This window comes from Kibdelosporangium aridum (assembly GCF_900176515.1).
In the GTDB taxonomy this organism is placed as follows: domain Bacteria; phylum Actinomycetota; class Actinomycetes; order Mycobacteriales; family Pseudonocardiaceae; genus Kibdelosporangium; species Kibdelosporangium aridum.
In genome coordinates, this window is record NZ_FWXV01000022.1 from 1 (window position 1) to 21,165 (window position 21,165).

21 protein-coding genes are annotated in these 21,165 nt (G+C 64.9%); 14 read left to right on the forward strand and 7 right to left on the reverse strand.

The genetic code is table 11. The annotated features are described in order from the left end of the window. Positions 1-253: 253 nt before the first annotated feature. The 4 genes from B9C43_RS53215 (at position 254) to B9C43_RS59330 (ending at position 4,568) form a co-directional block, all read left to right on the forward strand. Positions 254-1,912: a hypothetical protein gene (locus B9C43_RS53215; RefSeq protein WP_084434817.1), complete on the forward strand. Its 1,659-nt coding sequence runs from the start codon at positions 254-256 to the stop codon at positions 1,910-1,912. Between the two features lie 496 nt (positions 1,913-2,408). Then, entirely contained in the window at positions 2,409-2,588 is a 180-nt protein-coding gene (locus tag B9C43_RS53225) for a hypothetical protein (protein WP_084434819.1), read from the forward strand. A gap of 16 nt (positions 2,589-2,604) precedes the next feature. Further along, positions 2,605-4,080, forward strand: a complete 1,476-nt coding sequence (locus tag B9C43_RS53230) for an alkaline phosphatase D family protein (protein WP_084434820.1) — start codon at positions 2,605-2,607, stop codon at positions 4,078-4,080. Between the two features lie 266 nt (positions 4,081-4,346). After that, positions 4,347-4,568 carry a hypothetical protein gene (locus B9C43_RS59330; RefSeq protein WP_456077604.1) on the forward strand — a complete coding sequence of 74 codons (222 nt, stop codon included), beginning with the start codon at positions 4,347-4,349 and terminating at the stop codon, positions 4,566-4,568. A gap of 37 nt (positions 4,569-4,605) precedes the next feature. On the opposite strand, the gene B9C43_RS59335 is transcribed toward B9C43_RS59330, so the two are convergent. Continuing rightward, positions 4,606-5,643 carry an integrase core domain-containing protein gene (locus tag B9C43_RS59335; protein WP_235039389.1) on the reverse strand — a complete coding sequence of 346 codons (1,038 nt, stop codon included), beginning with the start codon at positions 5,641-5,643 and terminating at the stop codon, positions 4,606-4,608. A 766-nt stretch (positions 5,644-6,409) separates the two neighbouring features. Here B9C43_RS59335 and B9C43_RS53250 point away from each other — a divergent pair. Both B9C43_RS53250 and B9C43_RS53255 read left to right on the forward strand, forming a co-directional pair. Beyond that, entirely contained in the window at positions 6,410-7,381 is a 972-nt protein-coding gene (locus tag B9C43_RS53250; protein ID WP_084434823.1) for an ABC transporter substrate-binding protein, read from the forward strand. 439 nt (positions 7,382-7,820) lie between these two features. Further along, positions 7,821-8,417 carry an ATP-dependent DNA ligase gene (locus B9C43_RS53255; RefSeq protein ID WP_235039390.1) on the forward strand — a complete coding sequence of 199 codons (597 nt, stop codon included), beginning with the start codon at positions 7,821-7,823 and terminating at the stop codon, positions 8,415-8,417. Positions 8,418-8,548: 131 nt separating this feature from the next. Here the strand turns inward: B9C43_RS53255 and B9C43_RS59340 are convergent, their stop codons facing one another. The 3 genes from B9C43_RS59340 to B9C43_RS56385 all read right to left on the reverse strand — a co-directional run bounded on the left by B9C43_RS59340 (position 8,549) and on the right by B9C43_RS56385 (position 11,478). Then, entirely contained in the window at positions 8,549-9,619 is a 1,071-nt protein-coding gene (locus B9C43_RS59340; RefSeq protein ID WP_084434824.1) for an integrase core domain-containing protein, read from the reverse strand. A gap of 76 nt (positions 9,620-9,695) precedes the next feature. Further along, entirely contained in the window at positions 9,696-9,899 is a 204-nt protein-coding gene (locus B9C43_RS56380; protein ID WP_143447250.1) for a hypothetical protein, read from the reverse strand. Positions 9,900-10,395: 496 nt separating this feature from the next. Beyond that, a complete protein-coding gene (locus B9C43_RS56385) occupies positions 10,396-11,478 on the reverse strand; it encodes a hypothetical protein (protein WP_143447251.1) in 1,083 nt (360 codons plus the stop codon). 261 nt (positions 11,479-11,739) lie between these two features. Between B9C43_RS56385 and B9C43_RS53275 the strand changes: the two genes are divergently transcribed. The 3 genes from B9C43_RS53275 (at position 11,740) to B9C43_RS58100 (ending at position 13,167) form a co-directional block, all read left to right on the forward strand. Beyond that, positions 11,740-12,588 carry an SAM-dependent methyltransferase gene (locus B9C43_RS53275; protein ID WP_084434827.1) on the forward strand — a complete coding sequence of 283 codons (849 nt, stop codon included), beginning with the start codon at positions 11,740-11,742 and terminating at the stop codon, positions 12,586-12,588. Between the two features lie 166 nt (positions 12,589-12,754). Further along, a complete protein-coding gene (locus B9C43_RS58095; protein WP_200826122.1) occupies positions 12,755-12,904 on the forward strand; it encodes a hypothetical protein in 150 nt (49 codons plus the stop codon). A gap of 5 nt (positions 12,905-12,909) precedes the next feature. After that, complete coding sequence (locus B9C43_RS58100; protein WP_200826123.1) at positions 12,910-13,167, forward strand: AMP-binding protein; 258 nt, start codon at positions 12,910-12,912, stop codon at positions 13,165-13,167. Positions 13,168-13,429: 262 nt separating this feature from the next. Here B9C43_RS58100 and B9C43_RS60375 read toward each other — a convergent pair whose 3' ends face one another. Continuing rightward, positions 13,430-13,642 carry a hypothetical protein gene (locus tag B9C43_RS60375; RefSeq protein ID WP_407657194.1) on the reverse strand — a complete coding sequence of 71 codons (213 nt, stop codon included), beginning with the start codon at positions 13,640-13,642 and terminating at the stop codon, positions 13,430-13,432. 45 nt (positions 13,643-13,687) lie between these two features. Here B9C43_RS60375 and B9C43_RS58105 point away from each other — a divergent pair, with 45 nt between their 5' ends. The 4 genes from B9C43_RS58105 to B9C43_RS53310 all read left to right on the forward strand — a co-directional run bounded on the left by B9C43_RS58105 (position 13,688) and on the right by B9C43_RS53310 (position 17,535). Continuing rightward, positions 13,688-13,945, forward strand: a complete 258-nt coding sequence (locus B9C43_RS58105) for a hypothetical protein (protein ID WP_200826124.1) — start codon at positions 13,688-13,690, stop codon at positions 13,943-13,945. A gap of 1,261 nt (positions 13,946-15,206) precedes the next feature. Next, positions 15,207-15,578 carry a hypothetical protein gene (locus B9C43_RS53295; RefSeq protein WP_084434828.1) on the forward strand — a complete coding sequence of 124 codons (372 nt, stop codon included), beginning with the start codon at positions 15,207-15,209 and terminating at the stop codon, positions 15,576-15,578. After that, positions 15,575-16,207 carry a roadblock/LC7 domain-containing protein gene (locus tag B9C43_RS53300; protein ID WP_084434829.1) on the forward strand — a complete coding sequence of 211 codons (633 nt, stop codon included), beginning with the start codon at positions 15,575-15,577 and terminating at the stop codon, positions 16,205-16,207. The genes B9C43_RS53295 and B9C43_RS53300 overlap by 4 nt, the downstream gene beginning before the upstream one ends. A gap of 1,109 nt (positions 16,208-17,316) precedes the next feature. After that, positions 17,317-17,535 (forward strand): hypothetical protein, encoded by a 219-nt coding sequence (locus tag B9C43_RS53310; protein WP_084434831.1) that lies wholly within the window; start codon positions 17,317-17,319, stop codon positions 17,533-17,535. Positions 17,536-17,748: 213 nt separating this feature from the next. Here the strand turns inward: B9C43_RS53310 and B9C43_RS60025 are convergent, their stop codons facing one another. Then, positions 17,749-18,357, reverse strand: coding sequence for an integrase core domain-containing protein (locus B9C43_RS60025; RefSeq protein WP_084434832.1), 609 nt, complete (start codon positions 18,355-18,357; stop codon positions 17,749-17,751). Between the two features lie 399 nt (positions 18,358-18,756). Then, the gene (locus B9C43_RS53320; protein ID WP_084434833.1) at positions 18,757-19,743 is read right to left on the reverse strand and encodes a glycoside hydrolase family 5 protein; all 987 of its coding nucleotides are present in this window, start codon (positions 19,741-19,743) and stop codon (positions 18,757-18,759) included. A 534-nt stretch (positions 19,744-20,277) separates the two neighbouring features. On the opposite strand from B9C43_RS53320, the gene B9C43_RS53325 reads away from it, so the two are divergent. Beyond that, positions 20,278-21,159: an alpha/beta hydrolase family protein gene (locus B9C43_RS53325; RefSeq protein ID WP_200826126.1), complete on the forward strand. Its 882-nt coding sequence runs from the start codon at positions 20,278-20,280 to the stop codon at positions 21,157-21,159. Positions 21,160-21,165 lie beyond the last annotated feature (6 nt).

Genomic DNA, 21,165 nt, shown 5'->3' on the forward strand with positions numbered 1-21,165 from the left:
GGTCTCAAATCTGGTGTCGTAGTCTCATGGCCAATGTCGTATGGATGTCCTATACGACATCGCCGTGAGATTGCTCCTCGGCGTCTGGCCGATTCTCGCCATGCTTTGTCGTTCGCTGCCCATCGTCGGTTTAGCTAGGGGCCCCGACAATGGCCCTTTGCGTTCGTCGGGGTTGTCAGCAAAGACTGCGGTTTGTGGGCGTGGACTGGATTTCATGATCTTGAGGCGGCGGTGACGGCGGAGGGATTGGGGCATGATCTCGAGACGTCTGGCGACCTTCACCAAGGTGGGTGCCGTAACACTGTTGCTCGGCGCTCTTTCGTTTTCCTCAACGGCATCCGCGGTGCCTTCAGCAGTGGCGCTTTCGCTTCCGGAGAAGGTGCAGCGGATGCTTTCGCAGGGTGCGCTGGCCCGCTGGTATGCCCAGCATCCGGAGCAGGTCTCGGCCGGCATGCGGGCGAGGCCGGACTGGATCGCGGCGCTGGGCGCTCGTGTCAACGCGGTGCCCCGGGCGCTTGCGCCGGGCGACTTTCCGATGCGCCGGGCGCTGTTTAATCGTGACGATCTCGGCCTGCCGCAGAACGAGGAGTCGGTCGATCGCTGCTCGTCGAACGGCAACCTGGTGTTGGCGGGGACGAACGACTACCGGGGTCTGCTCAACCCGCTCGGCAACTTCACCGGCTGGCACTTCTCCGACAATGGTGCGACCCTGACCAGGGAGGGGCTGCTGCCAGCCGTCACCTTCGCTGACGGTGTTGCGGTGCCGTCGAGTGGCGATCCGGTGGTGGCCTTCGACGCGGCCTGCAACGCGTACATGGCCACCCTCAACCTGGTCTTCGTCGACGGGGTGCCGACACATAGCGGCATTGGCGTCTACCGCACGACGGCCGGCACGCTGGGGTCGTGCCCCGGCGGTGACGACCCCACCTGCTGGCCGACCCGTACGCTGGCAGATCAGGTGATCTCTCCCGATCCGGCACACTTCCACCTCCTCGACAAGCCGTGGATGGCCGTCGGGCACAGCGCCGGGCAGACCGTGATCTGGGTGACCTACACCGACTTCGCGGTCGACTTCCCCAATGTCACCACCACGATCAAGGCGGTGCGCTGCGAGGCCAACCTGACCAGCTGCGGCAAACCGATCAATCTCAGTGCCGGTGGCAGCGATGTCCAGTTCAGCGATGTGACCGTCGGGCCCGATGGCCGGACCTACGTGACCTGGGTCGAGGATCGGATCACACCGAACGACGGGGAGACCTTCGTCATCAAACTGCGGGTGGCCGAGGCCGGCAGCAGCGAGTTCAGTCCGGAGGGGGTGGTCACCACCGAGCTCGAGCCGATCGGTTTCGGCGGTGTCCTGCACGCCAACGACTTCCGCGTCGCCACGTACCCCAAGCACGACGTGAAGATCGTGAACGGGATACCGCGGATATTCGTGATCTGGGAGTCGTGCCAGTCCCGTCCGCTCAACGTCATCTGCGAGTTCTCACGCATGCGGATGACCTTCTCCGACAGCTTCGGCGCGGGGTGGAGCAACCCGACAACGCTGTCGGCGGGCGGGGACAACTACTTCGGCACGTTGTCCGCCAATCCGGGTGGTGCGAACCTCGCGGTGGCGTACTGGACCAGCCGGTTCGATCCGGTGTTCGGCAACCGGCAGGACCTCGAACTGGTCACTGTCGGGCCCCAGGGCACCGTGGTCAACCGGCAGCGGCTGACAACCCCGTCGAACGAGCCCGAAGCCGACCCGTTCCTCCGTGGCTTCTTCATCGGTGACTACATCGAGGTCACCGCACGCGCTGACAACGCGTTGGTGGCATTCAACGCCAACTATCGAAAGCAGGCTCTCGGTCTGGACGCCAGCCTACCCACCGCCCAACAGGACAACTACCTAGCCCAAGCCCCGCTCTAACCAACCAGATGGTGGCGTCGCCGAAGCACGCAGGGCCGCCACCCTCACAAGAACCCGAAGACGAGAAGCGTCGGAATCAAAGCACGGAAACGCGCGCTGGTCGCCGCGATCCGCCGGGACGCGGACGTCCGACTTATCCGGACGGACGCCATCTTCCCGCCGAGACCACGAGTTTTGTGGATCGCCGACGGGAGATCTGGTGGCCGGCCGGTGCAATGGCGGCCGTAGCCGAGGAGACTCCGCAGATGGTGCTCGATCGGAGCGGACGAATGAGCTGGGCGTTGGTCGATATGCTGTCGCAGCTGAACCTGGTCCACAGAACCACGCTCCTGGCCGCGGCTCTGATGCTGGCGGTGGCAACTCGGCGGCGGCCGACAGTGAACGCTGCTCGGTCCGCCCGTCCTGCGCCGGCCGGGGCACGTTCGCGTCCTATGGCGAGGTCTTCACCGTCTACGACCACAAGGCAGACGGGCACTCCGCGGTCCTGCTCTACTAGTTGCCCGACGGCTACGGCCCGCGCCTGGTGTGGAATCCCAACGGCAACGGCACGAGAGTCACAGCAGACCTCGAGCTGCCGGAGGGCAGTTGGGTCACCTACCGAGTGTGCCTGGGCAAGTACGGAGCCAAGGACGTGCTCGAGAAAACCTGTGGTGCCACCATAACCGACTTCGCATGAGCATGAAGGGGCCAGCATGTCAAAGCTGAACCGTCGTACTCTCCTCGTTGCGGCGGGAATCACCGCCGCGGTTCCTCGGGCGGTCAGGGCGGCCTCGGACCCGTTCCAGTTGGGTGTCGCGTCCGGCGATCCGAGGCCGGACGGAATGGTGTTGTGGACAAGGCTCGCCGCCGCCCCGCTCGATGCCGACGGCGGCATGGGCACCCGGACCGTCCGTGTCGACTGGGAGATCGCCACCGACGCGAGATTCGTCAACATTGTCCAGACCGGACGCGAGAATGCTGTGCCCGCCGACGGTCACAGCGTGCACGTCGAGCCACGAGGCTTGGCGCCCAACGCCTGGTATTTCTATCGCTTCAAAGCCGACCGCCATATCTCGCCGGTCGGCCGCACCCGCACCGCGCCCGCGCGCGGCGCCAGCGTAGCCTCGCTGGAGTTCGCGTTCGCGTCCTGCCAGCACTTCGAGGTCGGCTGGTATCACGCCCACCGTTACATCACGGCCGACAACCCCGACGTCGTGTTGTTCCTCGGCGACTACATGTACGAGAAGCCAAGCCGTCAGGCCCACAAGGTCCGCCGGTATGTCGCCCTCAACAACGAGGCGAACACATTGTCGGAGTACCGAATCCGCTATGCCCAGCACCATCTCGACCCGGATCTCAAGGCGTGCCACGCGGCCGCCCCCTGGCTAGTGGTCTTCGACGACCACGAGGTGAAGAACAACTGGTACGGCGTGCGGTCAGCCATCCCCGAGCAGCGACGCAAAGACGCCTTCCGAGCGTTCTGGGAGAACATGCCGCTGCCGAAGGCGATGAAACCGACGAGTGCCGCGATCAAGCTGTATCGCCGCATCGAATGGGGAACCCTGGCCCGCTTCCACATGATGGACACGCGCCAGCACCGCAACAAGCAGGCGCCGGCGAGAGACTGCGGCAAGGTCAACAGCACGACCCGCACGCTCACCGGCCCGGCGCAGGAGCAGTGGCTGCTCGACGGCCTGACGGCACGCGGCTCAGGCTGGGATTTCCTGGGCCAGCAAGTGTTCTTCGCGCACCGCGACTACGACGGCGATCCCCGCACCTGCGACGGAAACAACGATTCCTGGGACGGCTACCGAGCCAACCGCGCGCGGATCATCCAAGGTTGGATCGACCGCACGGTCCGCAATCCCGTTGTCCTGACGGGTGATGTGCACACCCACTGGGCGAACGACCTGCGCCTCAACCGAACCGGCCCAATCGTCGGCACCGAGCTCGTGACGAGCTCCATCACCTCGAAGGGCAGGAACAAGCCCGGTGGCGCGAGGAACAATCCGGGCTTGAACTTCATCGGCAACCACCGCGGCTACGTCCGGGTGACCGTGAACGCGCAGCAGCTCACGGCCGAATGGACCCGGCTGAGCTCGATCCAGGAACGAGACCCGGCCAAGGTCACCATGTCCGTGTCCCGGAGATACGTCGTGCTGGACGGCCAGCCGGGCCTGACCATCTAACGACCTCGTGCATGGTTGCTGATCTTGGCTGAGGCAGGGAATTGTGCGGGTTGTCAGCAATGATCTGTCCAACCTCGGCTGGGCGCGTGGCATGACGAGGCCGGTGCGCGCGAGGTGGTGGGCGGCGCTCTGGTCGCAGTAGACGAGGCCCGTCGATGAACAAGTCGGGTTCGCAGCTGGTTGTGTCCGTCATTTGCGACCGCGTTTCTCCGTGCCGTGCCAACCGACCACACCCTGTTCGGTGCGGAGGCTTGTGTCCGACACCAATGGGGAAGGACGGGACGGCCGACCTCAGCGCGGTCGACGCGGTCGTAAATGAGGTACGCGGCGAGCTGCCGCTGGGCTGCGTGGTTGTCAATAAGTCCACCGTTCCCCAAGGAACCGCAATGAGGATGCAAGAGCTACTTGCGCGGCCAGACGTCGCGGTGGTGTCAAATCCCGGGTTCCTCCGCGCCTGTGGGGTGCCAAAAGTCAGCCGTGTGGTCTGACCTGCGCGTTAAGCTGCATCGGGTTCGTACTCGTTGATCAGGCCGCCGAGAACTGATCGGCGGCGTACCGACGTGCGGCTAGGCTGCGGAATCGATGATCCGGTCGTGGTGGCAGGAGATCGTGGGCTCGGTGCGGGCGGCGGTGGTTGTAGTGGGCCACATAGCTGTCCAGCACTGATCTCAGGTGGTGCTCGTTAATGATGAGCAGCCGGTCGGTGGCCTCGTGTCTGACGGTGCCGACGAACCGTTCGGCGTAGCAGTTTGCCTGCGGGCATCGTGGCGGAATCTTCACGACCTCAATGCCGGAGCCGGTGAGGACGGCGTCGAACGAGACGGTGAATTGCTCGGCACGGTCCCGGATGAGGAACCGGAAGTCGTCAGCCCGGTCACCCAAGTCCATGAGTAGGTTGCGGGCTTGTTGGGTGGTCCATGGTCCGTTGGGGTTGGTGGTGGTGCCGAGGATGTGGACGTAGCGGGTGGCGACTTCGAGTACGAAGAATACGTAGACGCGCTTGAGGGTGACGGCGTAGTCGATGTGAAAGAAGTCGCAGGCCAGCATGTTCGCGGCCTGGGCACGCAGGAACCGTCGCCAGGAGGTGTCGATGTCACGTTTGGGTGCGGGTGGTATGCGCAGGCGCTTGAGCACGCGGCGGATGGTCGACGCGGTTACCCGGTGGCCGAGCTTAAGCAGTTCGCCCTGGATCCTGCGGTAGCCCCAACCGCTGTTGTCCTGTGCCATGCGCTCGATCAACACCACCACGGCATCATCGACTGGTGGGCGCCCTGCCCGACTCGGGTACGTCCACTTCTTCGCGACCAAGCGCCGATGCCATCGCAGGACGGTGCCCGGTGTCACCACCCGGTGCTCGCGAAGCAGTCGCGGGAGCCAGCGTACCAACGCGGCAAGCACCGCGCGATCGGCCCATTCCCGCCGCGGGCGAGGATTGGTCCGGCGCGGCACGGCGACCTCGTGCCGGAGCACCAGCAGTTCGACGTCCTTGGCCGCCGATGACCGGCCGAGCAGAACCAACCAGCCGACGAGGCGGACGAAGATCAGGTACAGCAGTCGTAACATCACGTCTCACGATCATGCCCCTACGGCCCGTGGTGCACGATCACCGCAGCTCAGCAGCCGAGTACAGAGTTCTGGCACCCCACACGTAGCAGGAGTACCTTTCGGGTCAGGCGGTATCCCCTGGCGTCCGCCAAACATTGTCAGCCTGACCATCCTGTCGATCGTTTGGAACGATGAGCAGTGGCGCATGCTGGCCAATTTCGCCTATTCGCCAGCACGGACGAACTAGCGAGTGACACCAAAATTCGGGCCGCCGAGCATGCACTGATCCACACGGATGGCCTTTCCGGCACGCGCAATGTCGAAGTGGCGAGAGACCCGGTCGGAGAGCCTCCTTTCAGCACCTCGGAAACGTGGCACACGGAGGTCTGGTACAGCACAACAATTGATTAACCCTGACCATTCAAGGTCTGTAACCCACCCACAGATAGAGCGGAAGAGCCATGACGGCGGTGGCGATCACGCTGCTCACGGCCACTGAGGACCCGAGACTTGCCCCCAGCCCGATGCGCCGCTCGTCGTCGGAAATGCGCCCCCGCTACGGATCTCCGTTGCCGCCGAACAAGTCCCGTCGCGGGAAATGTTCCAACATATCGCGCATGGGAGCAACCGTTCGCATGACGCGATTAATACGACGGGTCAACAAATGACGGCGAGTTCGAAACATAGTTCGCAGAAAGTTACCGACCCGGGTGGCGGCACGCCGAACGGCTGTGATCTCATCCCCGTCGACCATTCCTGCTTCTGTTCCCAGGAGAACCCTGCCATGCGGCGCATAGCCTTGTCTTGCGTACTTGCCTTCGCTCTGGCCAGTTGTTCGGCGCTGGCCGACTCCAACGAGTCCGGCCAATCCGCGCCATCCGGTGGACTGGAACAGGCCAAGGTCACCGTCGGCACGTTGCCTATTGTGGATACCGTTACAGTGGCGATCGCCCAGCAGAAGGGCTACTTCAAGCAGGAGGGCCTCGAGGTCGAGCTCAAGACGCTCACCGGCGGCGCGGCCGCCGTGCCCGGCCTGGTGAACGGCGAACTGCACTTCGCATTCGGCAACTTCGTCTCGTTCTTCAGCGCACAGGCCAAAGGCGTGGCGGACCTCAAGCTGGTCGCCGACGGCTACCAGGCCACCCCGGGCATGTTCCTGATCATGCGCGGCAAGAACTCCGCGATTGGCAAGCCGCAGGACCTGACCGGCAAGAAGGTCGCCATCAACACCAAGAACAACATCGCCGAGCTGACCGCCCGCTCCGCCCTCGAGGCCAACGGGGTCGACCCGAAGACCGTGCAGTTCGTCGAGATCCCGTTCCCAGACATGCAGGCCGCGGTCGAGCGCAAGAACGTCGACGCGGCGTTCATGGTCGAGCCCTACATCACGCAGTCGCAGCGTTCCGCCGGCATGACCCCGGTCGTCGACGTCGCGACCGGCGCGACGCAGGACGTGCCGATCGCCGGCTGGGCCACCAGCTCGAAGTTCGCCGGGACCAACCCGAAGACCGTCGCGGCGTTCCAGCGCGCGATCGTCAAGGCCCAGCAGGACGCCGCCGACCGGCGCAACGTCGAGGAGGCCATCCCCACCTACGCCAAGGTGGACAAGGACACCGCGAGCCTGCTGCACCTGGGCACCTGGCCGACCACGCTCAACGCGGTCCGGCTGCAGCGCGTCATCGACCTGATGCGCAAGCATGGCGTGCTGGACAAGGACGTCAACGTCGAGGCGATGATCGTCACGCAGAAGTCCTAACCGGACTCGGCGCCAAGCTTCGGCGATGACAGGGCGCCGCAGAGCCGAGTGACCACAGTGGCAGAAGCGGACGTTTAGGGTGATCTATCTGGGTTGACCGAGATTACGCAAACTGCCTGTACCGCTCGAAAAGGTCATCGCTGCACGTCAAGCGGCGTAACTATGCTCCTTGCTGAGGCCCTGAGGATGCTGATGCGGAGCAGTTCTGCGAGCCCTGGGGCAGGTATCGGACCTGCCGGTGATCTGGCTGCGTAGGACGTCGTTTGTGGTGGCGGGGCTCGAGCGGTGCTTGCGGTCTCGTAGGTATTGCGCGCCCATACCCTGGCCGTCGGCGGCGTGATCCAGGAGGACCGACACGTTGTTTGACGTGCAGCGATGACTTTTCGAGCGGTACAGGATTGCCAGCGACGGCACCACCGTCCTGACCAGCCGCAACGGCATCGACTTCACCCAGGAATTTACTTCCCTGGTCGGCGTGTTGGATGACGCCCTCGACGGTCGTGCGGCGGTTCTCGACGGTGAGATCGTTGTCTACAACCAGGCCGCGCATGTCGACTTCGGACTGTTGCAAGACCGGCGGGGCCGCTACCAGAGACACCGGAAGTCCGACCGTGCCGACCAGCCGTTCGACGATCTGCCCGTCCGGTATCTCGCCTTCGACCTGCTCCAGCTCGGCGATGCCGTGCTGCTCAATCAGCCTTACGACCAGCGGCGCGCGCTGCTCAGACAGATTCTGATGCCCAACCCGTACCTCCTCTCGATCGTCCCAGCGGTCACCTTCGAGGAGCTCACCGCCGACCGGCTCACCCCGCAGAATCTCCTGGAGCGCATCGCCGCCGAGGGACACGAGGGACTCATCGCCAAAATCGTGGCTCCACCTATGTCCCGGGCTGACGAGCGGACTCCTGGCTCAAGCATGCCAATCGCGACAGCGCGCCCGTGTACGCGCCGGCGGCAAGGACGAACAGGTCAGCAGGCAGGTCGTCGCCCCCGGCAGGATTCGAACCTGCGCTCCCGCCTCCGGAGAGACCGTTGACCTGCTAAGACGCAGCCCATGGCGTCAGCGCGTTGCCGACTTTGGCACGCATTTGCCACAGATTCAGCCCTGCTTGGCTTGGTGTGCCCTGTGGGGTTTCATAAGGCGGCTTTGTGACTGTGACCTGCGCGTTAAGCCGCGGCGGGTTCGTACTCGTTGATCAGGCCGCCGAGGATGGGCTGGCGGCGAACCTGGGTGGAACTTTCGTGGAGGATAGGGCGGTCTCGTCGTGGCGGGACGAGATACAGAGCTCGGTGCGGGCGGCGTGTGTTGTAGTGAGTGACGTACTGCGCAAGAACGGTGCGCAGGTGACGTTCGCCGATGATCAGAAGTCGGTCGGTGAGTTCGCGTCGTACTGTGCCGATGAACCGCTCGGCGTAACAGTTCGCTCTCGGGCAGCCGGGCGGGATCTTGACGACCTCGATGCCGGCGCTGGCGAAGGCGGTGTCGAACGTGGCGGTGAATTGGCCGGCGCGGTCGCGGATCAGGAATCGGAAGTCGTCAGCTCGGTCGCTGAGGTTCATGAGCAGGTTGCGGGCTTGTTGGGTGGTCCATGGTCCGTCGGGGTGGGGTGTGGTGCCGAGGATGTGGACGTAGCGGGTGGCCACCTCGAGTACGAAGAACACGTAGACGCGTTTGAGGGTGACTGCGCAGTCGACGTGGAAGAAGTCGCAGGCCAATAGCGTCGTGGCTTGGGTGCGCAGGAACCGCCGCCATGAGGTGTCGGAGTCTCGCTGCGGCGCTGGTCGAATTCGTGAACGTTTGAGCACGCGTCGGACGGTCGAGGCGGCTACCCGATGGCCGAGTTTGAGCAGCTCGCCTTGAATCCTGCGGTATCCCCAACTGGTGTTCTCGCGTGCCATTCGTTCGATCAACGTGACGACGGCGCGGTCGATGGGTGGACGTCCTGTTCTGTTGGGATAAGTCCACTTGTGGGCTACCAGTCGTCGGTGCCAGCGCAGGATCGTGCCGGGCGTGACCAGTCGATGTCTGCGTAGCATGCTGGGAAGACGCTGCACCAAAGCTGCGAGCACCGCGCGGTCAGCCCAGTCGAGTCGGGGGCGAGGGTTCGCCCGGCGCAGTACAGCTATCTCGTGGCGTAGCACCAGCAATTCGACGTCCTTGGACGTCGTGGACCGGCCAAGCAGAACGAGCCATCCACCAAGCCGAACGAAGATCAGGTACAACAGTCGTAGCCACACGACTCGCGATCATGCCTTGCCTGGCGACTGGCGTGATCATGACAGGTCAAGCCCGATAGCGCAGGGTTTTGGAACCCTACAGGGGAAGCATTCGGGCAGGCGTGGCGAGGATCGCGCGATCTGACCAGGAGAAACGAGGCTTCGGGTTGTTGCGTCGCAGCACGGCGGGCTCGTGGCGCAAGGCGAGTATTTCGGCGTCCTTTGACGCTGACGATCGAGCGAACAGGGCAAGCCAGGACAGCACCTGACCAAAGAGCCGATAGACCAGACGAACAGACACGATCGCAGATCGTCGGACGTCACGATCGCCCAGGTCAAACCAGATGGCCGCATTCTCGACCAGGACAGCCAGAAGGCGTGCACCTGCTGGTGATCGAGCGGCTATCTGCCCAGTGGGACGCGGTGCCAGGCCAAGACGGGACGACCATGTGGGCAGACGTGCTCGTGGTCCTGCCCCGGCAGGCCGCGAACCCGAAACAGATAGATCGAGAGGCTCCCGGGCGTTGCGATCAGCCCTCCAGATGCCTCAGCACGACTGCGTCGGGGGCGCGCCGCAGCGTCGCCGCCGGTTCACCCTCGATGCCAGCAGCAGTCCCACCACCCGACGCGTTCCCGCGCCCGCAACCGGGGAGGTGGAAGACGTCGCAAGTGGCATCGCGGACGCCAGGGCCCGCAGGAACCGTCGCCACGACGTGTCCGTGTCCTGAGGTCGGGGCCGATGGTATCCGCAAGCGCTTTTGGCACAGCCGACACGCCACCTGATTGTGAGCTGATCTCTACGAGCTCAGGGTGGTTTGCGTGGTCTGGAGGGTGCGGGTGAGCCGGGAGTACAGGCCTGCGCCTTTATCGGTGGTGATGGGCTTGTCGATCCCGCTGGAGATGGTGACCAGCCCGGCGTCGACGGCCTTGCGCACGGCCAGTTCACACGCCAGCCGATCGCGGCCGGTCCACTGCGAGAGGGTGTGCAGGACGCTCTGCTGCGTCTTGGTGTCCGAGGCGGCGATGACGACCACCTCCGGCGAGAGGGCGACCAGTTCGGTGCCCGGCCCGTCCCGCCAGTCCACCACGGTCACGCCCGGTGCCCGGCGGGCGGCGAGTGCGGCGATCAGGGCCTGCCCGCCGTAGCTCCACCCGGCCGGGGTGGCGTGGTTCTGTTGCCGCCGCCGGGTCAGCGCCGCCCAGTGCTCGGCCTCCGCGCGTCGGCCCGTCAGGTAGGGCTGCCCGGGGATGGCCGGCAGGTCGGCCGCCCGGTCGGCGGTCACGGTGATCCAGTGCGCGGTCTCCTTCTGCCCTGTTGCCGCCGGGGTCCGCTGCCGCATCCTGGCCAGCAGTTGCCCGGCCTCGGTGAGCCGACCGGCGACAAGCCGTCGGTTGCCCCCATCGGCTAACGGTCGCAGGTCGTTGACTCGCGCCTGCAGTCGCCGGGTCCAGAACCGCAGCTCGTCCGCGCCGGTCGGGAAGGGCGGGGAGCTGGGCGCGTGGTGGTTGACCGGTCGCCCTCGGCCGTCCACTGCGGGCCTCGGCGGATCGGTCAGTCGCTTGGCCAACTCCCGGACTACGGCCATGGTCAGCGCGACCCGCTGGTCCTGGTCGAGCTGGTCGAACGGTGGCCTCGTGTCGCGGTTGGTGTCCCACCCGGCCCGGGCGTGGCCGACCAGGTCGTCGGGGAGAAACCCGGTCGACGGACCGCAGATCGCGGCGATCAGCTGTCGGTCCTGCTCGCGGCTGACCAGGGCTACGGGGTCAGCGGGGCGCAGCCCAGCGACATCGGAATGGTACCCCGCGGTCTCGCTCTGTGAGCGTAAAGCGGATCGGGAGTGCTTGCCGGGCTTGGGTTTGCGCCCCGTCGACTTCGGCACGACCACCATGCTGACCGCCTCTCCACGGTGGGCTGGTCACCGACACCCCGCGCCGCGCGAAGTTCGCCCGAGTAGCCCAACCCGGACGGTCGGCGGGCCGGCGTGAGTTGCCCATGCCGCCATGGTTGTGCAACAGCGGAAGACCGGCAACCTTCGAAGGCGATGTCCCTCTGCTGCTGCAAATGGCCGGGCATACACTGTGGGTCGCCGTCAGTAGGATCAGCGGCGAGGCGGCAAGCGCCGACCGCGTGAAAGTGGGCCATGGCTGAGAACTCGAGGGGTGGGAACGGCCCCACTGACGAGCTGGTGCTGGCGGGCGTCGACACCACCAAACCAAGCGTTGCCCGCGTGTACGACATGATGCTCGGCGGCAAGGACCACTACGAGGTGGACCGCGAGTTCTACCGGCGCACGATGGAGATCGAGCCGAACGCGCCGCTGCTGGCCCAGGTGTTGCGCCGATGGCTGATCAGGGTGGTGCGCTACCTGACCACGACCGCGAAGGTCGACCAGTTCCTGGACTGCGGGTCCGGGCTGCCCACGGCGGAGAACACCCACCAGGTCGCCCAGCGCATCAACCCCGAGGCCACGGTCGTCTACGTGGACAACGACCCGATGGTGATCGCGCACGGCCGCGCGCTGCTCGAGGAGAACGACCACACCCATGTGGTAGCCGCCGACCTGCGCTACCCGGATGACCTGTTCGCCCACCCGGTGGTGTCCCGGTCGTTGGACTTCGACCGCCCGATCGCGCTCATGCAGTGCGCCACCATCCATCACGTCGAGGACGACGAGAACCCGCGTGAGCTGATGGCCCGGTACATCGAACTGCTGCCGTCGGGCTCGTACGTCTTGTTGAGCCACTTCTGCGACCCGGACGACGGCAGCGAGGTCAGCGCGCTGGCCAAAGCCATGGAAGCCAATCTCCGCAGCGCTATCGGCAGGGGCCGATGCCGTACTCCTGCCGAGATCGAGTCCTATCTGACCGGCCTCGAGATCCTCGAACCCGGCCTGGTCCCGGTCGGTGACTGGTGGCCCGAGGGCCCTCGCCTCACTCCGGTCATGCCGATCGACTTCATCGGCTGGGGAGCCGTCGGCCGCAAGCCCTGACTCCATGCCGTGCGGGCACAGCCGCCTTCGGTGTGCCGGGTCGAACGTGGTTTACGTAATTTGTCGCGGTCCCCATGCGGTCGCCTGCTGGAAGACTGTTCGGTCATCGGCCGGTGTCTGCGGTCTCCGCTGCTACCTGTACAACGGTGCCGCCTACCTCGAGACGGTGTTCGCCGCTCTCAAGATCGGTGCCGCATCGGTCAACGCGAACTATCGCTACACGCAGGACGAGCTGCCCGCACTGCTCACCGACGCCGCGGCCCTGGTCTTCAGCGGGAACTCGCCGCGAACGTCACGCACGCCACGCGACACGTAACAGCGTTGCGCCTGCTGGTCCGGGTCGGTCCCGCCGTGGACAACCCCGGGCCGGTGGTGCCCGAACTGGAGGATCTGCTCGCCGCGACCGAACCCCGTCCTGGCGAGCCGCGCGCCGGTTCGGATCAGCTCATGATGTACACGGGTGGCACCACCGGCAGACCCAAAGGTGTGATCTGGCGGCAGACCGACCTGCTGCACGCACTGGTGGTACCGATCTTCCGGCCATTGGGCGTGTCCGCTCTGCCCTCAACACTCGACTAAGCAGTCGAGCTGGCGGTGACCGCACGAGCCGAGGGCCACGCGCCGGCGACAATGCCGGTCGCCCCACTCATGCACGCGACCGGACTGTTCAACTCCATGGGCGCCTTGCTGACCGGCGGCCGGGTGATCATCGCGCGCCGCGATCGGCTGGACGCCCGGCACGTGTGGGAAACCGTTACCCAGCAACAGGTCGGCGTGATCATCGTGGCGGGCAACGGCGATCTGCCAACCACTGACCGACGAACTGGTAGCCGCAGAGAACTCAGGGCGTCCACACGATCTGCGTTCGCTCACATCGGTTCTCAGCTCGGGAACCGCGCTGAGCGACCGGCCCAAACGAGCCCTGCACCAGCGAACCGACGTCACGATCGTCGACGCCCTCGCCGCGAGCGAAGGAGGCCCGTTCGCCTTCGCGGTCACCTCGTCCGTCAACGCGCACCACGTCGGCGAGGTCGTACGCCTCGATGAGCGCCACGACATCCTGAACGTGCGTGCTCAGTCCCACCGAGGGGTTGAGCAGGTGGGCACGGTCGCCGCGAAGATGCTCTTCCTGGACGGCGGCGTGGTGCTTTCCGGTGTGGCCATGGTGTGCGCACTCCTTCGTCTGGTGAACCGAAATCTAGGCCAGCCGACGATGGAGGTCCTTGGTCTTCTGTGGCAGCCCGGCTACGTCATCTGTCTCGACTCGAGATGTGGCGGGAAGCAGCCGTCGTCCACCACGGTATTGTGTCGCGTTTGGACGATCATGTCGGCCATGCACGTGTTCGTCACCCGCTGATCCCCAGTGGGCGGATAACCCAGCCGACAAACAGATCGTCCGCTGATCGGACGCACCCGGCAGGAATCCCCGGCACCGACCGTTCGGCGAACTGAGGGTTTGAATGTGTGGGGTTCCAAAAAGTGTGCTCCGGGCCCCGTGACCAGGGCCCTACGCCGCTGTGGGTTCGTACTCGTTGATCAAGCCGCCCAGGATGGGCTGGCGGCGAATCTGCGTGGAACTTTCGCGGGGGACGGGGCGTGACCAATCGATGGCTACGCAGCAGGTTGGGTAGTCGGCGTACCAGTGCGGCGAGTACGGCGCGGTCGGCCCAGTCGAGTCGTGGGCGAGGGTTGATGCGGCGCAGTGCAGCGACCTCGTGCCGTAACACCAGCAACTCCACGTCCTTGGACGCCGAAGACCGGCCAAACAAGACAAGCCACTGACCGAGCCGAACGAAGATCAGATACACCAGTCGTAGCCACACGACCTACGATCATGCCGTCCCCGTCGACCCGCGTGGCCATTGCAGTCCAGGGCTGCAGTGCAGCGTTTTGAAACCTCACAGGCCGCACACCCGCATGGCCGCGCTGAACCTGCGCCCGACTGCTCAATCTTGGACTGGTCCGCCACAGTGCAGCCTGGGCATTGGCCTGACAGATCCGTTCACGCCAACCCAGCCGGACTTGAACCGCCACAGCCACGCGACCACACCGGCTACCGGCGGAAAGAACGACCACATTGTCGATCCTTGAGGTCCGATCTAACTACCGCACAGACGGCCCTTGTCGGCGTTCTTCCCGCCCTAATCCGCCTTATTCAGCACACTCCTAGACCGAATTAGGCCGAGGCGTTGGCCAGCTTCGGCATTCGACGTCGGAGTTTTGGCGAGGGCACGTCATTGACTGATGTGCGCCACGTGGAATTCCGAGCGCGCGGCTATCGGGAGGAATCGGAAAAACCGAACTTCTTCACGTCGAGCCGTTAGGCCCACCCGGGTTCGGTTGGGCGGTAATCGGGGCAGTCCATGGCAGTTCGCAGAGCCGTGTGGGTCGCGCACGTCGCGACTACTCCGCGGCTTATGCAAGATCGTTTGATACCAACACGCAAGCAATATCGTTCATTACCGACGGGTATCGATGTTGCTCCACAAGGGTATTTACTCGTCGGCCACCGCGGCATAAGGTGATCCGCCGAGCGGTCCTTGGGCCCCTATAGTGGCCGGGAGTATCAGGCGCTCCGTCGGTTGCGTGCCATATCGACATGAGGAGAAACGTTCGTGATGAATATCGACACGGCGCTGAAAGAGGCGATGTCCATTACCGGCGCGGTGGGTGCGGCGCTGGTCGACTACGAAAGCGGGATGTCGCTGGGCACACTGGGTGGTGGTGACTGGCTGGACCTGGAGGTGGCCGCGGCCGGCAATACTGAGGTGGTGCGGTCGAAACTGCGGGTGATGTCCGCCCTCGGGCTCACCGACAGCATCGAGGACATCCTGATCACCCTGCACCGCCAGTATCACCTGATCCGGTTGCTGCACCCGGCCAAGGGCACCTCGACGCTGTTTCTGTACCTGGTCCTAGACCGGGAACGAGCGAACCTCGCGCTGGCCCGGCACCAGCTCAAGCGCATCGAAACCGATTTGGTGGTATGAGCCAGATGCAGACCACAGCGGCCACGGATGCTCCGGATTCCGCCGTGCTGCCCACGCGCAGGTCCGCCTCCGCGAGGCGGGATCCTGCGCCGGCCGGGCCGACGGTGACGCCGCCGTCGGGCGACGCCGAGGCGGGCACGCTGGCCGAGGCGGCGATGACCGCGGCGCTGGGAAAGATCCGCGGTCGTGTCGAGCGTGTCACCGGGCTGCTGGTGGCCACCCCGGACGGGCTGGTGTTGTACAGCGACACCCGTGGCATCGAGGAGGGCAGCGTCGAGGATCATAGTGTTGCGGCGATGGCCGCCGCGGCCATCGGGCTGGCCACCCAGTTCACCGGGCAGGCCAAGGTCGGCGCGCCGCGCGCGGCGATGTTCGAAGGCGTGTCCGGCTACGTCGGCGTTTTTCCCGTCGAGGGCTCCTTCCTGCTGGTGGTGTTTGGCGAGCCGGACATCACCATGGGTCTGTTCACCGTGGCCGCCCGGCAGGCGCTGTCCCTGTTCCAGCAGGCCATCCTCCGCCTGCGGGTGCACACCGTCCGGGCGGTCCGGCGTGCCTACTTCGAGCAGCCGGCGTCCACCGACGCCGGGCACGTGCAGGACCACAGCCCGGGTCTGGTGCGTGAGGAGTAACGGTGGCAGGGTGTTCCGATCGTCCACTCAGGATCTGTTCTGGGGCAACGACCTCTGGTTCGAAACTGTCGAACTGCCGGTTGATCGGTTGACTTCTAGCGGTGTCAGCCATGCCGAGCCGACGCGGTCAGGCTCGTCCGAACCGGATAGTGCGATCAGGGGTGGCTTGTGCTGACGGTGGCCGTCACGGCGTTTGGCTGTGCAAGGGCCATCCTCAGCTCACACTTGTCCAGGAACGGCGGACAAGTGTGATGTCGAGAGAAGTGATCATGTGATCGGAAGGGGCCGGCGACCGCGATCTGGTCGTGCTGTCACTGATCGACGTCCCAGCCAACATGGCAGGTTCGCGACCACATACCTGGAGCAGCGCAACGGCAGGCACAACGAGATCTACTGGTCGCAGTTCGTCAGCCGGTCGCCGACCGTCGACCAAACCCTGAACAGTGACAACCCTGTTGGTGCCGAAACTCCGTCCGTGCTGGTCACACCGCCCGGTGGTACTGGTGGAGGATGCCGCCAGAGCCCTTTCCGTGTCGGCGGCAGGTGAGGCGGGGCAGCGGTGATTCAGGTAGCTGAAGGCGCTAGATCGTTGTCCCGGCCACGGCCAACGGTCCAGAGTGGGCCGTTCGACCGCGTCGAGGGCGAGCGCAGGTGCCCAGTCACGTGGCCTCGTGAAAGTGGGGCTGCGAGTCGGTAGTCTGCGTGGATGGTTTCTCGCCAGGTTCGGTCCTGAGCGCTCTGCCGCGTGACCGGGAGGGACCGGGTTTTCCGTGGAGGGTGGCAGATGGCCGAGCAGACCCAGCGGTACGGTGGTTGGCGGCACGCACGACTGCTGGCTGGTGGCCGTGCACGTGGTTTCCGCACAACGATGCCCACTCAGCTCCTAGAGCCACGAGTGGAATCTTCGTCACCATCAGCGCCGCAGACTGGCACGCCGGCGAGCCGGGCGTCGCGCAGATGCGCCCTAATTGGGTGGTCCAGGCGGCCCTGTCTCGTCCGTACTGACGCGCCGGACTCCCTTAGAGCAGTAAGCGCCTTCGCCGGGAGCGGGCGTCGTTTCTCGAGCACCGCAGGGAACCCAGCGAAGTATCGATAGCGAGAGGTGGGAGATGGGCACCAGGCGACAGCGCAGTGCCCGCCGGTTGGCCACCCTGTTGTCCGCGGCGGCCGGCACCTGGGTGATGGTGCGCTATGACCGCACCGCCCGCGGCTACCGAGTCGTCTGGACCGGCGGCCCGACCAACCAGGCTATGCATGCTCTTGCCGAACGGCATGCCGCCAGCATTCCAGAGCTGGACCTCGGCGAGCTTGATTGGGATCGCGGCTGACACTCATCAGGTCATCTGGACGCGGCTACTGGGGCAAGAATTGGCCCTTACGCGGGTCACGCGCCGTGCCCGCCGAACTGTGACTGGTTCGTGCGCGATCCGTGCTTTGTGGACAGTGGTGCTGTCCTGGTCGCGTCCGGCCGCGACGGGGCATCGTGGTCTCCCACCTGCTGGCGGTAATTGTGCATGTCGTCGCTGCCTGAGCCGCCACCACTACCCTGTGCCGCTCGAAAAGTCGTCGTTGCACGTCAGGCGGGCGTATCGGTACTCGTTGATGAGTCCATTAAGGACGCGGGTACGTAGTAGTGTGCGGGTGGTGGCCGGAGGTGCTGTGTCTTGCTGTTGGTGGGTCTCGGGTGGTCGTTGTTGCCGGGATTGGTGAGGCCGGTGCTGGTTGTAGTGCCGTTGGTATTCGGCGAGAACCTGGCGGGCGTGCGTCTCGTTGAGGATTAGAATGTGGTCACAGAGCTCGGTGCGGAGGGTTCTGATGACACGTTCGCAGTGGGCGTTCATCCGCGGCGCACGGGGTGCGCTGGTCAAGATATCCATCTCTTCGGCTCGGAAGACGGCATCGAATGCTATGGAGTACTTCCCGTCCCGGTCGCGAAGCAGGAACCGGAATGAGTGTGTGCCGAACCGGCGGGCCTGACTGGCGAGGAACTGCTTCCAGGTGGGACCGGTTCGACGTGGAGCGGGATCGATGCCTGCTGAGTTCAGGATCTTCCAGACGGTGGATGCGGCGATCCGATGCCCGAGCCGGGCCAATTCGCCGTGGATTCTCCGGTGACCCCAACGCGGGTTGTCCTGGGCCAACAGGATCATGATCCCAACGGCGTCACTGTGGTGCCCTGACCAGCTGCGACGGCTTTTCGAGCGGTACAGGTGTCGCGGCGCAGCAACACCGCGGGGACGGACAGCAGTCGTCGGGTCAATTGGTACAGCAGTGACACGATCACTGGACCATGATCCCAACGGCTTACTTGGTGTTCTGACCAGGCGCTACGACCTTTTCGAGCGGTACAGCATTCCAGCCGCGATCCCGTTGCTTCACTTCAAGCAACCTGACCACATATCGACCCCGTCCGTCCAAACGGGACAAAGTCACTGTAACTGTGGAGTCGCCGGCAGGTCCGAAGACACTCCACCGAGTAGGCCCACGGGCAAATCTGTCCGATTCGGACAACGCCCTGACGTCGGATTGTCGTGTGGGACCACATCACCTCAGCCGTAGATGATGGCCTGCTTCGACGTCTGCCGCACTCCGTTGGTGCCGTTGAGGAAGCGCTCGCCCCACGGAGTGAGATCCGCTGGGTTGAACGAACGGACCAGATCGAGGTACTCGACACCGCCGCCGTTGCCGCTCCACGACCAGCCGAGATAGCCGATGCCACGCGCCTGGGACTGCGCCATGATCGTGTCCTCGTCTGGGTCGCCGTCGCTGTGCTTGTTCCCGAACTCGCCCACCACCAGCGGCAGCCCCGCCGAACGGAACGCGTCGAAGTACGCGTTGATCTTCGCTGCCGTGTTGTACACGCCATACATGTGGACGGAGAACACCGTGTTGCGTTGCGGGTCGGCGTTGAACACCGAGGCAGCGTTGTTGCGCATGATGTTCAGCCAGTCCTGGCCCCACATCGGCGCGTCCGCCATCAGCAGGTGCTGCAGCCCGGCTCCGCGCAACCGCTTGATCGCGTTCTTCGTCGCGCTCGCCCACGCCGGGCTCACCAGCAGATTGGTACCGAACGGCTCGTTGCCCAGGTTGATCACAACGTAGTTCTCCTGGCCCTTGAGCGCATCGGCGACGCCGATCCAGTAGCTCGCCGCCTGGTCCAGGGTCACCGCTCCGATCTGATCGCCGTACCCGGTGGTGTCATGGGCCTCCAGCACGCAGATCAACCGGTTCTGCTTGCACAGCGAGATGACGTTGGTGACGTCAGCGGCCGAGCTCGGTCCCCACCGCTTGCCGGTGCCCAGCACCACGCGAACCGTGTTGGCACCAAAGGACTTGATGTCCGCGAACGAACCAGTCTGACCGGGGAACCAGACGTGCGGGTGGTTCACGCCCCGCATGACGAAGGCGCTTCCGTTCCCCTCGACGACTCGCGTGCCGCTGACGTGCAGGCCGGTCGCGGCCGCGGCGGGTTGCACGCCGAACAGAATCGACGCCACCAGCGCGAGCACACTCGCGACACTCAGCCTTTTGACCACAGACCCTCCATCGATCCCAGGTGGTGCCGAACGCACACAACCTGCCGCGCGCGGATTGCCCAGATGGAACCGTACGCACGAGATCTTGGCAAGAATCACATATTAACTGTTGTGCAGGTGCACAAGCGTTGCAGGAACGCGCACGTCGTATTCGACGACGTGCTCGCGCGCATTCGACTGGACCGTCCACTCGGACTAGCCCGAAGCCGACCGTCTTGATTAGGCCATCTTGGTCAACAAGAACCGCGAAGAAGAGAAGCAACGCGACACCGTCCTCACTCAGCAGCGTGGCTTGCGGGGCGCCATTGAGAACGACTCAAGGCTGAAAGCTGAGGAGCAGGCAGATCTGGACGGCGTCGAGGCCCGGGAGAAGTCCCGCGAATGCCTGACGGCTGTGCGATCAAGGTTGACGCCGAGGCTGGTGATTTTGCCGATGACGGTGGCCGTGATCGCGATCATCATTCCGCACGAAGGTCCAAGGAACCGTCGAGCTGATGTGCCTACACGGTTCTTCCCTGCGTGGAAGGAGTTCGAGTGCGGTCACAGATCACCACTCCTATCAGCGGACAGTTGCGGCGCCGGTGGGCGTTGCGACTGACCAGGGCGGCCACGGCGTTGGCGGCCGCGTTGGCGTTGGTCACCGGCACGGCGCCCGCCTTCGCCGATGAGGTCGGCCAGGCTCCCACTGCCGCGAACATCGTCGGCGATGGCAGTTTCGCCACCACGTCGAGCGCCATCACCGGCCAGTCCGGCTTCGGTGGCGGAACCGTCTACTATCCGACGACCGCGGGCAGGTATCCCGTCGTGGCTGTCGCTCCTGGCTTTCTCTCCGACTGGAACAGTCTCAACTGGCTCGGCTCGCGGGTGGCTTCGTGGGGCTTCGTCGTGGTGGGCGTGAACACCAACAGTGGCTTCGACTTTCCGCCTTCTCGTGGGGACCAGTTGCTCGCGGCGTTGAACTGGGCAGTCGGCTCGGCCCCGGTGGCGGTGCGCGACAAGGTGGACGGCACGAGACGTGGCGTGGCCGGATGGTCGATGGGTGGCGGCGGTACGTTGGAGGCTCTTGCCAAGGACACGACCGGCACCGTGAAGGCTGGTGTCCCGCTCGCTCCGTGGCACTCCGACAAGACGTGGGAGCAGGTCTCCGAGCCGGTGTTCCTCGTCGGCGGGCAGAACGATACCGTCGCGGCGCCCAGCTCGCACGCGATTCCCTTCTACAACTCACTGGGTGGGCAGAAGTCCTACCTGGAGCTCGCCGGGCAGGCGCACTTCTTCCCCACCACGAGCAATCCCACGGTCTCCCGGGCGATCGTGTCCTGGTTCAAGCGCTTTGTCAGCTCCGACAACCGGTTCACTCCCTTCACGTGCGGCTACACCGGTAGTGCTGTCTCGAACTTCCGCAGCAGCGCTTGCTGATACGGG

What these genes read in the sequence shown, in the direction of transcription:
- B9C43_RS59330 (WP_456077604.1), top strand. Translation starts at nt 4,347, where the DNA reads ATGGGGAAGGACGGGACGGCCGACCTCAGCGCGGTCGACGCGGTCGTA.
- B9C43_RS53215 (WP_084434817.1), top strand. Translation starts at nt 254, where the DNA reads ATGATCTCGAGACGTCTGGCGACCTTCACCAAGGTGGGTGCCGTAACA.
- B9C43_RS53295 (WP_084434828.1), top strand. Translation starts at nt 15,207, where the DNA reads ATGAATATCGACACGGCGCTGAAAGAGGCGATGTCCATTACCGGCGCG.
- B9C43_RS53275 (WP_084434827.1), top strand. Translation starts at nt 11,740, where the DNA reads ATGGCTGAGAACTCGAGGGGTGGGAACGGCCCCACTGACGAGCTGGTG.
- B9C43_RS53300 (WP_084434829.1), top strand. Translation starts at nt 15,575, where the DNA reads ATGAGCCAGATGCAGACCACAGCGGCCACGGATGCTCCGGATTCCGCC.
- B9C43_RS53230 (WP_084434820.1), top strand. Translation starts at nt 2,605, where the DNA reads ATGTCAAAGCTGAACCGTCGTACTCTCCTCGTTGCGGCGGGAATCACC.
- B9C43_RS59335 (WP_235039389.1), bottom strand. Translation starts at nt 5,643, where the DNA reads ATGTTACGACTGCTGTACCTGATCTTCGTCCGCCTCGTCGGCTGGTTG.
- B9C43_RS53250 (WP_084434823.1), top strand. Translation starts at nt 6,410, where the DNA reads ATGCGGCGCATAGCCTTGTCTTGCGTACTTGCCTTCGCTCTGGCCAGT.
- B9C43_RS60025 (WP_084434832.1), bottom strand. Translation starts at nt 18,357, where the DNA reads ATGATCCTGTTGGCCCAGGACAACCCGCGTTGGGGTCACCGGAGAATC.
- B9C43_RS53310 (WP_084434831.1), top strand. Translation starts at nt 17,317, where the DNA reads ATGGGCACCAGGCGACAGCGCAGTGCCCGCCGGTTGGCCACCCTGTTG.